Consider the following 15,084-nt stretch of genomic DNA (forward strand, 5'->3'; position numbering starts at 1 on the left):
GCTGAAATGTGACAGGCAATATGCGTTAACCCTTAATTTACGTCTCGTTAACCAAGTTCATGAAGAATACGTTAACTGCGCATGAAGCGGCGTGGTGGTGAGCGATGCGGCTCTATTTCATCAAGGACCGAGAATGCCCGTAATTTCATTTGCCAATGCCAAGGGCGGTGCCGGCAAGACGACTGCAGCCCTGCTGCTTGCCACGGAACTCGCCCACCAGGGATTTCGCATCACGATCATCGATGCCGATCCGCAGAAGTGGATCAGCCAGTGGTGCGAGATCTCCGGCCCCGTGCCCAACCTCTCGGTGATTTCAGAAGTCACGACGGCGTCGCTTCCATGCCACCTGCGCGAGATGGCATCTTCGACCGACTACTTCATCATCGATCTTGCCGGCGCGCGAGACGCGCTGGTAACCACTGCAATCGGGCTTTCCAACCACGTCATCATCCCGGTCCAGGGCTCGGCGATGGATGCGAAGGGCGCAGCACAGATTCTCGATCTGCTCGCGCAGATGAAGGACAAGGCCAAGCTCGACATTCCCCATTCCGTCGTCCTTACCCGTGTCACCTCGATGGTAACGACGCGAGCCATGCTGGCGATCAAGGGGTTGCTGGCGGCCAAGGGCGTCAATGTGCTGGAGACGTCGATCGGCGAACGGGTCGCGTTCAAGGAATTGTTCGAGACCGGCGGAACGCTGCACACGCTCGACGCGACAAAGGTCAGCAATGTCGACAAGGCAAAAGACAATGCGCGCAGTTTCGCTCAGGAAGTGATGCGCATGATGCCTGTCCGCGTCGTGCGCTCGATGGGATCGAAACTGTTTCCGTTTCGCCGCAACGCCGCCTGAAGCCAATTTAACGTAGCCAAAAAAAAGCCTCTCCGGTTTGCCGGAGAGGCTTTTTGCGTTGTTAAGTCTGGCAAAACCTACTCGAGGAATTCGACGGTCGTGCCGGGTTTGACCATCTTGGCAAGTTCCGTCGCATCCCAATTGGTGAGGCGCACGCAGCCGTGGCTGTTGGTCTTGCCGATCTTGGAAGGCTCCGGCGTGCCGTGAATGCCGTAGGTGGGTTTCGACAAGGCGATCCAGACCGTGCCCACCGGGCCGTTCGGACCCGGAGGGATCTGCAGGATCTGGGTATTGTTGCCCTGTGTGAAGTTGATCTTCGGATTGTAGGTGTAGCCCGGATCGAGCGCGATGCGCTGGACCGTATGGTTGCCCGACGGCGATGGCGTATCGCTCGAACCGATCGTGGCCGGATAAGCCGAAATCAGCACACCGTCTTCACCGTAGGCGAAGACCTGCTTGCGATACTTGTCGGCAACGATCCGCGTCACCTGTCCGGTCTTCGGCGTGCCGGGGTTGATCACCTTGATGGTCATGCCGGGAATGGTGAAGTCGACGTTCGGGTTGAGCGACTTCAGGTAGTTCTCATCCATGTGGAACTGCTCGGCGAGCTTTTCGGTCACGGATGTGTAGGACATCGCCGGCAGAGTGGCCTTGTGAGCGTAGTCTTCCGGGATAGACGCAACATATGGTCCGGCAGCGTCCGCGGCCGTGATCGTATAATCGATGATCGGCAGGCCGCCCGAATAGGTCAGGCGCTGCATGATGTCTTCGGAATTGTTCGGATCAAGCGTCTCGCCGGTCATTTCCTGCCAGGCGGCGATCGCCTTGTTGACGTTGTCGCCAAGATGGCCGTCGATCACACCCGGCGAAATGCCCTCGCGGTCAAGAAACACCTGGAGTGCGGCGATCTCGGCCTGCGGCTTCTTAGTGACGGTGATGACCGGTTTGGCATCATGCTGCGGTGCCGGAAGCTGCGAGCCCGCATTCGGGTCGATCGAGGCTTCTTCGGGCTCGGAATAGTTCTCGTCGATGCCGGGAAGTGCATCGTTGGTAAGTGGCTCGCGGGTAATCGAACCGGGGCCGGCAATCGACCCGGTCACGGCACCCGGTTCTTCACCGGGACGATACTGGCGGTAATCCTGATATCCGCCCTGGTCTTGCGGATACTGATCCTGCGGCTGATAGACCGTGTCGCGCTGGTTTCTGTAGCCACGAGGTGCCGGCGGATATTCCGCCTGCTGCGGACGGTAAGCATCCTGGCGCGTTTCGGTCGCGACAATGTTTCCGCGGCGATCGAGATAGACACGACGGCCCATGCCGTCGCGGCTGATCACGACGTCGCGCGGATCCGGCCTGTAGTCGAGAATGGCGCCGTCAGGTGCGACAAGGGTCGTCTGCTCCTGCGGATACAGATATCCGCTCTGGGCCTGCGCCGACACGGGCCCAAAGGCTGCTGAAATTGCCATAAGGCTGATACTTGCGAGAATGAGACGCTTCACGTTTCCACCGAAAGAAATTATTCCGTCTACGTTAAGCGGGAAACCGCGCACATGGTTCCCGGCTCTAGTATCTGGTGCCATAGACAAGGTAATTTCGACTTTATCGTGAGAAAAGTGAATTCGTTATGAACCGTTGGTTAAATTCGATCACGATCCGGCGAGAGTAGCCGTGAGGGAGGTTTTATGAAAGCGTTTTCAGCAGGAAACGGGCCGAAGCTCAACCTGGACGAGGCGTCTGTGCTGGATATCGGCGCGTGTTTCGTCGGCGGTATCGACATTGCGCCAGGTCGGGCCATTCCTGACGACGGCGATCCGCGAATCGATCATTCGCTGGAAGGGTTTCTGTTCACCTGTGGTCCCGACCACATCCGCCACCCCGAAGCCATTCCGGGTCGCGCAGACGGCGCGAGATTTCCGCTGCACGGCTCCTACTCGTCGCACCCGGCCGAGATCGTATTCTGGGATATGCAGGAGGATGCCGAATGCCGGGCGCGCGTTCCGGTCACGACAGCCGAGGGGGGATCCGCGCTTCTGGAACGCCACTGGCGGATTGATGGAGTGACCGGAGAAGTCTGCCTGTCCGACAGGGTGACGAACACTGGAACGAAAGCCATCGCCCGGGTGCATATGTACCATATGAATATCGGGGCCTGGCTGCTGGACGACAACGTCCGTCTTTCGAGCGCGATGTTAGAGCAAAAAGAGATGCCCTGGAATTTCGGGCCCGAGCCAGGGAGCGTGTTCTGCGTGCCGGCAGCGGGCGGCGATCCCTGGGCGGAACTGGCCTTGGGACCGATCGCGGCGCTCGGTGGTCTCACGCTCAAAGTGCGTTTCAGGACCGACACGCTTCCATACCTGCAGATGTGGCGCAACCAGAAGCAGCCGGCGCATGTGCTGGGGATCGAGCCGGTCTCGCACCGGCTGGCCACCCGCGGCGAACTGGAGGCGTCAGGCGAGCTGAAATGGCTTCAACCCGGCGAAAGCGTCGACTACGGCCTGCGCTTCGTGTTTGCGTAAAAGGCCGCTTGGCGATTGACGCTCCCCGGGGTGCATCGTAAAGCTTGCCCCCTATCGAGAATGGAGGCTCTGCCATGGATATCCGCGAGATCAACGACGAATACTCGGTCTCAGGCCAGATCACGGTCGAAGACCTCGACCAGATCAAGGCGCTCGGCTTCAAGTCCATCGTCTGCAACCGCCCCGACGAGGAAGAGCCCGGCCAGCCGGATTTCGCCGCGATCGAGGCACGCGCCAAGGAGCTCGGTCTCGACATCCGCCATATCCCGGTCGGCCGCATGGGCCTGACACCGGAAGGCGTGACCGAGATGGTCGACGTGCTCGAAGATTTTCCCAAGCCGCTGCTTGGCTATTGCCGCTCGGGCGCACGCTCCACGGCGATCTACGAACAGAGCCTGCGCCTGCGCGGCTGATCGGTTCGAAAGCCTTTCCACGCAAGGGCGCGGTATGCCACGCCCTTAATTTCCGAAGCTCAGCATTCAGGAGCATTTTATGAGCATTCAGCGTATCGAGCCCGGCGCCCGCATGAGCGGCGCCGTCGTCCATGGCAACACCGTCTATCTGGCCGGCCAGGTTGGCGAAGGCGACAGCGTCACCGACCAGTGCAAGGACGCGCTTGCCGAAGTCGATCGTCTGCTGGCCGCTGCCGGCTCCGACAAGTCGAAGATCCTGCAGACCCTGATCTATCTCTCCGACATTGCTGATTTCGCCGAAATGAACGCAGCCTGGGAAGCATGGGTCGATCCGGCCAATACACCGGCCCGCGCCACCAGCGAAGCCAAGCTCGCTGCGCCGAAGTACAAGGTCGAATTCATCGTTACCGCAGCGATCTGATCGGCCGGTTCATACTGACATGAAAAGGGGGCCGGTGAAAACCGGCCCCCTTTTTGTATCGACGATCCCTTGGGATCACGGCTCGCCCGGCGTCATGCCGATGAAGTAGTAAGCCGCGAGTGCGAGACCGATAAAAAAAATGACGGCGACGAAGGTCGTCATGCCGCCCAGTGCTTTGCGTTTTGTGTCATTTGCCATGCGCCATCAACGGCATGGCCGGCGAAATGTTCCACCCGTCGACTGCTCAGATGCCGCCGTTTCAGTTCCTGTTGCGGATCTGCGTCAGCGTTTTGGCCGGCGTGATCGCTTCCGGATCGAGCCTGATTTCGATGATGGCTGGCTTGCCGCTTGCGCGGGCCCGAAGGTAGGCGGGACCGAAATCCTCCGTCTTCTCGACCAGTTCGCCATGCCCGCCGAAGGCTTGCGCATAGGCGACGAAATCCGGATTGACGAGATCCGTCGCCGACACGCGGCCGGGATATTCCCGTTCCTGATGCATGCGGATCGTGCCGTAGATGCCGTTGTTGACGAGGACGGTGATGATCGGCAATCCGTAGCGGACGGCGGTGATGAATTCCTGTCCATGCATCATGAAGCAGCCATCGCCGGCAAAGCAGACGACTTCGCGTTCCGGAAACAGCTGCTTTGCCGCGACCGCCGCCGGAAGGCCGTAGCCCATCGATCCTGATGTCGGTGCCGACTGCGTGTTGTATTTCCGGAACCGGTGGTACCGGTGCACCCAGGTGGCATAGTTGCCGGCGCCATTGGTGAAGATCGCGTCGGTCGGAACGTTTTCCTCGATCCAGGCCATGATCGGTCCCATTTGGACGTCGCCGGGGCCGCTTTTCGGGGGCGTCGACCACTTCAGATAGGAATCGTGCATCGACGATTTGCGCTCGGTCCAGAGTGGCAGCGCCGGCGGCTGCAGATCCTTGATGGCTGCGACGAATTCCGCCGGTGCCGCGCAGATCGCCAGATCCGGGCGGTACATCCGGCCAAGCTCTTCCGGATCCGGGTAGACATGGACCAAGGTCTGCTTGGGGTAGGGAATGTCGAGAAGAGTATAGGAGGAGGACGGCATTTCCGACATGCGGGCGCCGATGAGGATCAGGAGATCGCTGTCCTTTATTTCATGCGCAAGCGCCGGGTTGATGCCGATGCCGACATCGCCGGCATAGGATGGATGGAGGTGATCAAACAGCATCTGGCGACGGAATGAGCAGCCGACCGGCAGCTTGAAGCGGCTGGCGAAATCCTGGAAATCCGAAACCGTTTTCTCGTCCCAGCGGGTGCCGCCGAGGATTACCATCGGCCGCCTTGCATTGCGCAGCATCTCGTCGAAGGTCGCGATCTGGCTCTTGCCGGGATGGCTTTCGACCGGGGTATAGGGGCGGGGCTGAACCGCCTCGACCGCTTCCGTCAGCATATCCTCGGGCAGCGTCAGCACGACTGGGCCGGGGCGGCCGGAAGTGGCGACGGCAAAGGCGCGGGTGACGAATTCCGGAATACGGCGGGCATCGTCGATTTCGCCGACCCATTTGGCGAACTCGGTAAAGGCGCGGCGGTATTCGACTTCCTGAAACGCTTCGCGTTCCTTCATGTCGCGGCCGATCTGGCCGATGAACAGGATCATCGGGATCGAATCCTGTTTGGCGATGTGGAGACCGGCAGACGCGTTGGTGGCGCCGGGGCCACGGGTGACCATGCAGATGCCGGGTTGGCCCGTCAGCCGCCCCCAGCTGTCCGCCATCATCGCCGCGCCGCCTTCCTGGCGGCAGACGAGAACCTCGATACCGCTTTCATAGAGCGCGTCGAGCACGGCAAGATAGCTCTCGCCCGGGACGCAGGACACTCTGCTCACCCCGTTTGCCTTCAGTGCCTCGACGATCAGTTCTCCACCCGTTTTCATCGATTGCGCTCCTTTTCGATCATGTTCAGTTCGGCAAGAATTTCGGCCGTATGCTCGCCCACGTTCGGGCTCGGGCGGTGATAGGCAAGAGGAGTCTCCGATAGCACGATCGGGCTGCGGACGCCGGGAATGACAGTGCCGTCGGCTGCCTCGAGATCGACCCGCAGACCGCGCGCCTTGACCTGGGGATCCTCGAACATTTCGCCGATCGAATTGATCGGTCCGACAGGCACGGCATTGTCGCCGCAGGCGGACAAGAGATCAGCCTTGGTCCACTTGATCGTCTCGGCGATCAGGAGACTGCGGACCTCGATCCGGTGCGCGACGCGCGCCTTGTTGGTGGAAAACCGCTCGTCATCCGCGACGTGCTCGATGCCGAGAATTCGGCAGAAACGGCGGAACTGTCCGTCATTTCCAACGGCGAGAATGATGTAGCCGTCCTGCACGTTGATCACCTCGTAAGGAGAGATGTTCGGATGGGCGTTTCCGAGGCGGACCGGCGAGATGCCAGAAATCAGGTAGTTCATGTTCTGGTTGGCAAGGACCGCCGACATGACATCGAGCAGCGCCATATCGATATGCTGGCCTTCGCCTGTTTTCATGACGTGGATGAGCGCGCTCTGGATGGCGGTGACGGAATAGATGCCGGTGAAGATGTCGGCGATGGCGACGCCCGATTTCATCGGCTGGCCGTCCGGTTCGCCTGTGATCGACATGAAGCCGGACATGCCCTGGACGATATAGTCGTAGCCGGCAAGGGTCGCATAGGGCCCGTCCTGGCCGAAACCGGTAATCGAGCAATAGACCAGCTTCGGATTGATCGCCTTCAGGCTCTCGTAGTCGAGCCCGTATTTGTTAAGACCGCCGACCTTGAAGTTCTCGATCAGGACGTCCGATTGCGCGGCGAGGCGGCGGACGATGTCCTGGCCTTCTTCCGTTTTCAGATCGACTGCGATCGATCGCTTTCCCCGGTTCGTCGAATGGTAATAGGCGGCCGAGAGATTTTCACCGTCGATGCTTTCGACGAAGGGAGGGCCCCAGGCGCGGGTATCATCGCCGCCATCAGGGTTTTCGACCTTGACCACATCGGCACCCATATCGGCCAGCATCTGGCCGGCCCAGGGGCCTGCGAGCACGCGGGCCAGTTCGAGAACGCGAATGCCGGCAAGCGGCGGCTTTTTCTTGGGCTCATCCATGATCAGGGGCTTACCACTGTGTTTTCGCTGTTGGTGACGGGCTTAAGCGAGGCGGCGCGGCGTTCGCGCCAGATGATGTAGAGGCCTGACCCGATGATGATGGAGATGCCGAGCCATTTGACCGGATCCGGGAAATCACCGAACACCAGCCAGCCCAACAAAGTCGCCGAGACGATCTCGAAATACTGCAGCGGCGCAATGACGGAGGCGGGCGCGGCGCGATAGGCATAGACGGCAAGCAGGCCGGAGAGGGCAGCGACCGTGCCGACGCCGACCATCCATGTGGTCGTCGTCAAATCGGGGATCGACGGGGCCATGAATTCGATGCCGCTGACATGACCGATCAGGAGGAGGGCACCTGATATCGGAATTCCCCAGAGCGACATCTGAAACTGCATCGACCATGGGTTTTCGCGATGGGCGAGCGCCCGCGTCATCAGGGCGAAGACGGCGACGCCGAAAGCTGTGACCACGGGCAATACCGCGATATAGCCAATTTCCTGGAAGCTCGGGCGGATGACGATCATCGCGCCCAGGAAGCCGACGCCGCAAGCCGTGTAGCGCCGCCAGCCGATGATTTCCTTGAGGAAGATCGACGACATGACGGTGAGGATAATCGGCTCGACGAAGAAGATCGCGACGGCATCGGCAACTTCCATGACGGCGAGCGTTGCGACGAAGCAGATCATCGAGAGCGTGATCACGGCCGCGCGGATGGCGTGATAGAAACTGAGCTCCCAGGAGAAATTGCGCCATGACCCGGTCCACAGCACGATCGGCAGCATGCAAAGGCCCTGGACGATGAAGCGCACCATCGTGATGAGCGTCGGGGAGGCGTTGGCAGTTGCAAGCTTGGAAAACACGTCGATCAGCGGCGTGATCAGCATGGCAAGCAGCATCAGGCCCATGCCGGCGGAAATGCCGGACGCTTGCAGAGCAGGTCTCGTATGCGCATGCGGTGACGTCATGGCAAAGCTATACCTTCGGCATTCTCCGAGCGCACTTGAGGAAATGTCATGAACTCATTCCGTTTGCGTGCGGGTATCGCGCGACGGATCTGAGCGACGCGAGGTGAGCGTTTTCGCCCATTCGGCGAAGGCGTTGGTCGCGCGGTCCCGGACGCGATCGTTCAGGGTCTCGTGGCGGGTTTGTGGGTAGATGATCGTTTCGACATTGCGCATGCCGCGCTTCTGGAACCTGTCCGCAAGCCAGCGGATGGCGCGTCCGCCGTCGGTCGCCGGATCGTCCGTGCCACCGACCAGATTGACCGGCAGGTCGGCGGGCAGACGTTCCAGCAGCGCGGGTCCCCGGTAGGACATCTCGAAGATATCGAGCCAGAGCGAGACGCTGGCATCGAAACCGCAGAGCGGGTCGGCAACATAGGCATCGACTTCGGTTTGGTCGTGGCTCAGCCAGTCGAAATCCGTGCGATGGCCGGGGATCGATTTTCCCCATGCGCCGAAAGTGAGTTTCGGCAGATGCGTGCTTGGAACATCAGACCCTTTTAGCGCGCGCTCGACAAGCAGAATTGCTTGGGCACCGCGCCCGGCGAGGCCTGGATCGAAGTTGGAGTTCCAGACGGCAATCCCGTCGAAGGCCTGCGGATAATCGATCGCGGCATTGAGGGCGATGAGGCCGCCCATCGAATGCCCGACGAGAATGATCGGCAGGTCCGGATGGGCATCAGCCGCGAGATCGCGAACCGCTTTCACATCCGCAGTTACATGCCTTGCACCGTCGCGCACAGCAAAGCGGCCGAGCGGTATGCCGGGTGCCGTGGTCTCGCCATGGCCGCGGTGGTCGGGCGCATAGACATGAAAACCGTGCGTCGCCATCGCTTCGGCAAACCGCCGGTAACGGCGGGAATGGTCGGCGAGACCGTGCAAGACGAGGATGACGCCACGGCCGTCCGATGTCGCGGGTTGATGATGAAATGCTATGCGCGCGCCCGTCGAACTATCGAGCCAGTTGGTTGTGTCAAACATCGCTATTCCTGCGGCACCGACGCTGTCAGTCGCTTGTCCTGCCCGGCCGCTTCTCCCGTTCGATCTTTCGCAGAGGCAATCCGGTAGCGCAATGTTAATTCAAGCTAGGTAAGCCGGTGCTGAAGGGCAAAACGCAGGTGGCTTCGAGGATGGCTGGCGCGAGGAGAGGCGAGGCAGGCGCGTCATCGACGCGGCAGGAAGGATCGCTTCTGCGGATCTTTTTCGTTGTCTATCTGACGGCAATCCTTTTGCTGCTACTCGACCTTTCGGATGGACGGCTGTTCTTCGCGGATGTGGATGATGTTCTCCGGGGCGTTCAGATTCGCCATCTGTTATCCGCATCCGGGTCCTTCTGGCACCTGACGCTGCCGATGATCGACAGCCCAGGGATCTACGTCTCGCCCTGGTCTCGTCTCGTCGATCTTCCCTATGCCGGCCTTTCGCTTCTGCTGACGCCGTTGCTTGGCCGCGACGAAGCCATCTCCGCATCCCTGTTGATCTGGCCTCCGATGCTGCTTTCGGTCTATGGGCTGTTTGTTGCCATGATCTGGAAACGCATTGCTCCGATCACTGAGGGGATTCACTATCTCCGGCTGGCGGCTGGGACGTTCGCGATGCTGTATGCGGTCTTCGAATTTTCGCCCGGTCGGATCGACCATCACAATTTTCAGATCGTTGCACTGATGGCTGTCGCTTACGGTCTTGTCCGCTTCGATCGTATCGGCGGTATCGTTGTCGGGGTAGGCACCGTCATGTCGGTCGCCATCGCACTCGAAGGTCTGCCGTTCCTGGTCATCATGTTCGGCGGACTTGTTGTGGCATTCGTCGCAGGGGCGACCAGGGCGGCCGAAACGCTCTCGGCGGCGTCGGCCACAATATGTATCGCCACTGTTCCAACAGCTTTGGCACTGCTTGGTGCCTCAGGTACGATGTCGACGCCGTGCGATGCGTTTTCTGCACCCTATATCGGTCTTCTTGTCGGTCTGTCCGGCACATCCTGGATTGCCTGCAGATGTTTCGCGGATGCATCCGGCTGGGTAAAACTGCCCGTTCTTGCCGCTGCCTCGATCGGCGTCATCGTTACAACCGGAATCTCTTTTACTGAATGCCTTGCGGGCCCCTATGCCGGGATGGATCCGCTCGCCAAGCAGCTATGGTTCGACCGGGTGCCGCAGGAGCAGGGACTGCTCCATTATGCAGGCGGCTCGCCCTTGCCGGGCATCTTGTTGATCGGTATTTTCCTCACCATACTGGCTATTGCGGCGCCACGGGTCTTGAGTGAGGTTCGCGCCGGTAATCCTGCCCTTGCGATCCTGTTCGTCACCGCACTCGTCAGTGTGCTTCTGGCAACCGGTCTGCTTCGCTATATCCGCTTTCCATTCGTCTTCGCCGCACTTTTCGTGCCGCTGGCGCTCCGCCATATCGATCAGACATCAAGGCAGTCCGGCCGAGTATCAAGGACCTTGTTCAGCGTCGGGACCGGCGTCTTTCTGCTCATGGTCGGTCTCTGGAGCCTTTCGCGGCCACAAACGATACACGGCGATGCCGTCCAGGCGATGACCATCGACGACTGCAAGGCCGGCGACATGTCCGCTCTCACAAATCTCGGCCAATGGCATCTTCTAGCCCCCCCGACACTTGCCATGTCGGTGCTGAGGAACCCGATGCCATCAGGGCTGACGGTCGGGCCGATCCCGTTTCACCGGGCCTCACGCGGGATGGCGAACGCCTATACAGCCTTTATCACAACCGACCCAGAGACGCGTCGCGAAGCGCTTGCACCGTTCGATTATGTGGCGGTCTGCCGTTTCCCTGCGCAGGCTGAGCCTGGATCGGCGCCGCTCTACGATGCATTGTCCGCGGGCAAGGACTGGCCCGGTCTCGCACGGCTTGATACCGGTCCCGCAAATCCGTTTCAGCTTTTCCGGATCGACCACGCAAACCTGCGCTAGAAAGCCTCCGGTGCCACGATTCCGTTCGGAAAGCGCATGGTTTGCGCCTCGTATGCGTTGCTCCCAAGCCCGTCTTCGCCTACATAGCGGGCAAACAAATTCCCCGGAGCACATTTATCCATGGCACGTCAGTTCATCTATCACATGTCGGGGCTGAACAAGTCCTACGGCGCCAAGAAGATCCTCGAGAACGTCAACCTGTCCTTCTATCCGGATGCCAAGATCGGTATCCTCGGTCCGAACGGCGCGGGTAAGTCGACGGTTCTGCGCATCATCGCTGGACAGGACAAGGAGTTCACCGGTGAGGCCTGGCTCGCTGAAGGTGCGACCGTCGGCTATCTCGAGCAGGAACCGCATCTCGACCCAACGAAGACGGCTTTCGAGAACGTCATGGTCGGCGTTGCTGCCAAGACCGCGGTGCTCGAGCGCTACAACGAACTGATGATGAACTATTCCGACGAGACGGCGGACGAAGGCGCCAAGCTCCAGGACGTCATCGACGCACAGAACCTCTGGGATCTCGACAAGCAGGTCGAAATGGCGATGGAAGCGCTACGCTGCCCGCCGAAGGATTCGGACGTCACGCTGCTTTCGGGTGGTGAGCGTCGCCGCATCGCGCTCTGCCGCCTGCTTCTGTCGCAGCCGGACCTGCTGCTCCTCGACGAACCGACCAACCACCTTGACGCCGAGACCATCGCCTGGCTCGAAAAGCACCTGCGCGACTATCCCGGCGCCGTGATGATGATCACCCACGATCGCTACTTCCTCGACAACGTCACCGGCTGGATCCTCGAGCTCGACCGCGGCCGCGGCATTCCATACGAAGGCAACTACTCGGCTTACCTGCTGGCGAAGGCCAAGCGCATGCAGCAGGAGTCCCGCGAAGATGCCGGCCGCCAGAAGGCGATTTCGCGCGAACAGGAATGGATCGCCTCCAGCCCGAAGGCCCGTCAGGCCAAGTCGAAGGCCCGTATCAAGGCCTACGAACAGCTGGTCGATGCTGCCGACGGCATCCGTCCCGGCGATGCGCAGATCATCATCCCCGTGTCCGAGCGTCTCGGCCAGGTGGTGATCGAGATGGAAGGCATCAACAAGGGCTTTGAAGGCCGCACGCTGATCAACGACCTGTCGATTAAGCTGCCACCGGGCGGTATCGTCGGCATTATCGGCCCGAACGGCGCCGGCAAGACGACCCTGTTCAAGATGATCACCGGACAGGAAAAGCCGGATGCCGGTTCTGTCCGCATCGGTGAAACCGTGCATCTCGGCTATGTCGACCAGAGCCGCGATGCTCTCGACGGCAACAAGACGGTGTGGGAAGAAATCTCGGGCGGTGCCGAAGTCATCAAGCTCGGCAAGTTCGACATGAACTCCCGCGCCTATTGCGGCGCCTTCAACTTCAAGGGCGGCGATCAGCAGCAGAAGGTCGGCAACCTGTCGGGTGGTCAGCGTAACCGCGTCCACCTTGCCAAGATGCTGAAGGCCGGCGGCAACGTTCTGCTGCTCGACGAACCGACCAACGACCTTGATACGGAAACACTGGGCGCTCTCGAAAGCGCGCTCGAAGCGTTTGCCGGCTGCGCGATCATCATCAGCCATGATCGCATGTTCCTTGACCGGTTGGCGACGCATATCCTCGCGTTCGAAGGCGATGGCCATGTGGAATGGTTCGAAGGCAACTTCGAGGATTACGAAGAGGACAAGATCCGTCGTCTCGGCCCTGATGCTCTCAATCCCGGCAGCCAGGCCCACAAGCGTCTGACACGCTAACTGCAGACGCAGTTTGAAGCTTACAAAAACCCGGGGTCGTCCCCGGGTTTTTTTGTAGGAATGCCTGCTCAGCTCCCGTTGCGTCTTGCGTGGCAATTTGAAATCACATAAACATATCTTTATATGTTGATTGTGAAGGCGTGTTGTATGGGGTTGGTCCTCGATGAACTGGTAGATGTGCTGAAGACAGCAGGGGAGCCCACACGGTTTCGTTTGCTGGTGCTTTTGGCCGCAGGCGATCTGACCGTCACGGATCTGACCGAAATTCTAGGTCAGTCCCAGCCGCGGATCTCGCGTCATCTCAAGCTGTTGACCGAAGAAGCGCTGATCGAGCGATACCAGGAAGGCGCCTGGGCTTACTTTCGGCTGCGCCAGGAAGGGAACGGCGCCGCACTGGTCCAGACTTTGCTCGCCTCCGCTTCGCAGGATGATCCGGTGCTTGTGCGTGACCGCGAGCGTCTGACAACTGTGAAAAACCAGCGCTCGGCGAAGGCCCAGGAATATTTCAGCCGCAACGCTTCGCAGTGGGACGAACTCCGTCGTCTGCATGCCAGCGACGAGACGGTCGAAGAGGCGCTGCTGCGGCTGATCGGCCCATCGCCAGTTGATTCGCTGCTCGATCTCGGCACGGGAACGGGCTGGATCCTGCGTTTGCTGGCAAGCCGCTATCGCCGCGCGATCGGTGTCGACGCCAGCCGCGACATGCTGTCTGTCGCCCGGTCCAATCTCGACGATGCAGGCATCGTCAAGGCATCGGTCCGGCACGGCGACATTCTCAATCCGCCTGTCGAAGGCCAGGATTTCGATCTCATCACCATTCACCAGGTGCTGCATTTCCTCGACCGGCCGGATCTTGCGATCGCCGAAGCCGCCCGCATGCTGCGGCCCGGCGGGCGATTGCTGATCGTCGATTTTGCGCCGCATGCGCTGGAGCATCTGCGTGACGAGCACGCGCATCTGCGCCTCGGTTTCTCCCATCAGGCGATGAACGAGTGGCTGAACAGAGTGGGCTTGGACGTCCAGAAGGTGATCGACCTCAGCCCGGGCCGCGAAGGCGCCCTCACAGTGACAGTGTGGCTTGCCGGCGACCGTCGCCTGCTGATGGCGAAAGCCGACACACCCGCTCTCGCCGAAACCGTTATCTAGGAGCCTGATCATGGATACACCCGCAGCCAAGGCCCCGTTCAAGCTCTCCTACGAGTTCTTTCCGCCGAAGTCCGATGAGATGCAGACGCAGCTCTGGGAAACGGTCGATGCGCTTGCAGCCTTCAAGCCGGAATTCGTCACGATGACCTATGGCGCCGGAGGCTCCACGCGCGAGCCGACGCTCGCAGCGGTTCAGCGTATGATCAACGATGCCAAACTCCAGACCGCTGCGCATCTGACCTGCGTCGATGCCGCGCGCGAGGAGGTCAAGTCTGTTGTCGAGGAGTACCGGGCAGCGGGCGTTCGTCGCATCGTTGCGCTGCGTGGGGATTCGAGCGCAGGCGTCGGCGCGGCCTATACGCCGCATCCCGATGGTTTCTCGGACACGGCCGATCTGGTGCGCATGCTGGTGGAATATGGCGACATGGATATTTCCGTCTCCGCCTATCCGGAAATGCATCCGGAAAGCCCGAGCATGGCTGCCGATATCGATACGCTCAAGCGCAAGGCAGATGCAGGTGCCAACCGCGCCCTGACGCAGTTCTTCTTCGACAACGAGGTGTTCGAGCGCTATCTCGAGGCCGTTCATGCGGCGGGCATCACCATCCCGATCGTGCCGGGTATCATGCCGATCCAGAACCTGACTCAGCTGAAGCGTTTTGCGGGCCGCTGCGGCGCCACCGTTCCGGCGTTTCTCGATGCCCGCTTCGAAGGTCTGGACGACAAGCCTGATGATCGTGCCAAGGTGGCGGCCGATGTCGCGGCCGAGCAGATCGCAGACCTGATGCGCCGCGGTCACGATCACTTCCATCTCTACACGATGAACCGCGTCCCGCTGGTCTCAGGTGTGCTGGAACGGCTTGGCCGGCACCCTGACAAGGATGCAAACGTCGGTAACGCTGCGTAGCGCCGACAATGAAAAAGCG

14 protein-coding genes are annotated in these 15,084 nt (G+C 60.5%); 8 read left to right on the forward strand and 6 right to left on the reverse strand.

The genetic code is table 11. From position 1 onward, the window contains the following. Positions 1–133 precede the first annotated feature (133 nt). Positions 134–850: a ParA family protein gene (locus ASG19_RS10295; RefSeq protein WP_062456077.1), complete on the forward strand. Its 717-nt coding sequence runs from the start codon at positions 134–136 to the stop codon at positions 848–850. Between the two features lie 77 nt (positions 851–927). Here ASG19_RS10295 and ASG19_RS10300 read toward each other — a convergent pair whose 3' ends face one another. Next, positions 928–2,349: a L,D-transpeptidase gene (locus ASG19_RS10300; protein WP_062456080.1), complete on the reverse strand. Its 1,422-nt coding sequence runs from the start codon at positions 2,347–2,349 to the stop codon at positions 928–930. Positions 2,350–2,532: 183 nt separating this feature from the next. Here ASG19_RS10300 and ASG19_RS10305 point away from each other — a divergent pair, with 183 nt between their 5' ends. From ASG19_RS10305 to ASG19_RS10315, 3 genes are all read left to right on the forward strand, one after another. Beyond that, entirely contained in the window at positions 2,533–3,366 is an 834-nt protein-coding gene (locus ASG19_RS10305; RefSeq protein ID WP_062456083.1) for a DUF4432 family protein, read from the forward strand. A gap of 74 nt (positions 3,367–3,440) precedes the next feature. Further along, a complete protein-coding gene (locus tag ASG19_RS10310; protein WP_062456086.1) occupies positions 3,441–3,779 on the forward strand; it encodes a TIGR01244 family sulfur transferase in 339 nt (112 codons plus the stop codon). 79 nt (positions 3,780–3,858) lie between these two features. Further along, a complete protein-coding gene (locus ASG19_RS10315) occupies positions 3,859–4,200 on the forward strand; it encodes a RidA family protein (protein ID WP_062456089.1) in 342 nt (113 codons plus the stop codon). Positions 4,201–4,275: 75 nt separating this feature from the next. On the opposite strand, the gene ASG19_RS24615 is transcribed toward ASG19_RS10315, so the two are convergent. The 5 genes from ASG19_RS24615 to ASG19_RS10335 all read right to left on the reverse strand — a co-directional run bounded on the left by ASG19_RS24615 (position 4,276) and on the right by ASG19_RS10335 (position 9,290). Then, entirely contained in the window at positions 4,276–4,398 is a 123-nt protein-coding gene (locus ASG19_RS24615) for a hypothetical protein (RefSeq protein WP_256413794.1), read from the reverse strand. A 61-nt stretch (positions 4,399–4,459) separates the two neighbouring features. Continuing rightward, on the reverse strand, positions 4,460–6,109 hold the full coding sequence (locus ASG19_RS10320; RefSeq protein ID WP_062456092.1) for a thiamine pyrophosphate-binding protein: 1,650 nt from the start codon (positions 6,107–6,109) through the stop codon (positions 4,460–4,462). After that, a complete protein-coding gene (locus tag ASG19_RS10325) occupies positions 6,106–7,305 on the reverse strand; it encodes a CaiB/BaiF CoA-transferase family protein (RefSeq protein WP_062456095.1) in 1,200 nt (399 codons plus the stop codon). Before ASG19_RS10325 ends, ASG19_RS10320 begins: the two co-directional genes overlap by 4 nt. A 2-nt stretch (positions 7,306–7,307) precedes the next feature. Next, positions 7,308–8,273 (reverse strand): DMT family transporter, encoded by a 966-nt coding sequence (locus ASG19_RS10330; protein ID WP_062456098.1) that lies wholly within the window; start codon positions 8,271–8,273, stop codon positions 7,308–7,310. A gap of 54 nt (positions 8,274–8,327) precedes the next feature. After that, positions 8,328–9,290 (reverse strand): alpha/beta hydrolase, encoded by a 963-nt coding sequence (locus tag ASG19_RS10335; RefSeq protein ID WP_062456101.1) that lies wholly within the window; start codon positions 9,288–9,290, stop codon positions 8,328–8,330. Between the two features lie 149 nt (positions 9,291–9,439). Between ASG19_RS10335 and ASG19_RS10340 the strand changes: the two genes are divergently transcribed. The 4 genes from ASG19_RS10340 (at position 9,440) to metF (ending at position 15,065) form a co-directional block, all read left to right on the forward strand. Further along, complete coding sequence (locus ASG19_RS10340; protein WP_062456105.1) at positions 9,440–11,242, forward strand: hypothetical protein; 1,803 nt, start codon at positions 9,440–9,442, stop codon at positions 11,240–11,242. Positions 11,243–11,362: 120 nt separating this feature from the next. Continuing rightward, positions 11,363–13,012, forward strand: a complete 1,650-nt coding sequence (gene ettA / locus ASG19_RS10345) for an energy-dependent translational throttle protein EttA (RefSeq protein ID WP_062456108.1) — start codon at positions 11,363–11,365, stop codon at positions 13,010–13,012. A gap of 147 nt (positions 13,013–13,159) precedes the next feature. Then, positions 13,160–14,158 (forward strand): metalloregulator ArsR/SmtB family transcription factor, encoded by a 999-nt coding sequence (locus tag ASG19_RS10350; RefSeq protein WP_062456111.1) that lies wholly within the window; start codon positions 13,160–13,162, stop codon positions 14,156–14,158. 10 nt (positions 14,159–14,168) lie between these two features. Continuing rightward, positions 14,169–15,065, forward strand: a complete 897-nt coding sequence (metF, locus tag ASG19_RS10355) for a methylenetetrahydrofolate reductase [NAD(P)H] (RefSeq protein WP_062456114.1) — start codon at positions 14,169–14,171, stop codon at positions 15,063–15,065. The last annotated feature ends 19 nt before the right edge of the window (positions 15,066–15,084 follow it).

The sequence above is a fragment of the Rhizobium sp. Leaf306 genome, from assembly GCF_001423425.1.
In the GTDB taxonomy this organism is placed as follows: Bacteria; Pseudomonadota; Alphaproteobacteria; order Rhizobiales; family Rhizobiaceae; genus Neorhizobium; species Neorhizobium soli.

Bases quoted from the DNA above. Each gene is read 5' to 3' on its own strand.
- ASG19_RS10295 (WP_062456077.1), top strand. From the start codon at position 134: ATGCCCGTAATTTCATTTGCCAATGCCAAGGGCGGTGCCGGCAAGACG.
- ASG19_RS10305 (WP_062456083.1), top strand. From the start codon at position 2,533: ATGAAAGCGTTTTCAGCAGGAAACGGGCCGAAGCTCAACCTGGACGAG.
- ASG19_RS10310 (WP_062456086.1), top strand. From the start codon at position 3,441: ATGGATATCCGCGAGATCAACGACGAATACTCGGTCTCAGGCCAGATC.
- ASG19_RS10315 (WP_062456089.1), top strand. From the start codon at position 3,859: ATGAGCATTCAGCGTATCGAGCCCGGCGCCCGCATGAGCGGCGCCGTC.
- ASG19_RS24615 (WP_256413794.1), bottom strand. From the start codon at position 4,398: ATGGCAAATGACACAAAACGCAAAGCACTGGGCGGCATGACGACCTTC.
- ASG19_RS10320 (WP_062456092.1), bottom strand. From the start codon at position 6,109: ATGAAAACGGGTGGAGAACTGATCGTCGAGGCACTGAAGGCAAACGGG.
- ASG19_RS10325 (WP_062456095.1), bottom strand. From the start codon at position 7,305: ATGGATGAGCCCAAGAAAAAGCCGCCGCTTGCCGGCATTCGCGTTCTC.
- ASG19_RS10330 (WP_062456098.1), bottom strand. From the start codon at position 8,273: ATGACGTCACCGCATGCGCATACGAGACCTGCTCTGCAAGCGTCCGGC.
- ASG19_RS10335 (WP_062456101.1), bottom strand. From the start codon at position 9,290: ATGTTTGACACAACCAACTGGCTCGATAGTTCGACGGGCGCGCGCATA.
- ASG19_RS10340 (WP_062456105.1), top strand. From the start codon at position 9,440: ATGGCTGGCGCGAGGAGAGGCGAGGCAGGCGCGTCATCGACGCGGCAG.
- ettA (WP_062456108.1), top strand. From the start codon at position 11,363: ATGGCACGTCAGTTCATCTATCACATGTCGGGGCTGAACAAGTCCTAC.
- ASG19_RS10350 (WP_062456111.1), top strand. From the start codon at position 13,160: ATGGGGTTGGTCCTCGATGAACTGGTAGATGTGCTGAAGACAGCAGGG.
- metF (WP_062456114.1), top strand. From the start codon at position 14,169: ATGGATACACCCGCAGCCAAGGCCCCGTTCAAGCTCTCCTACGAGTTC.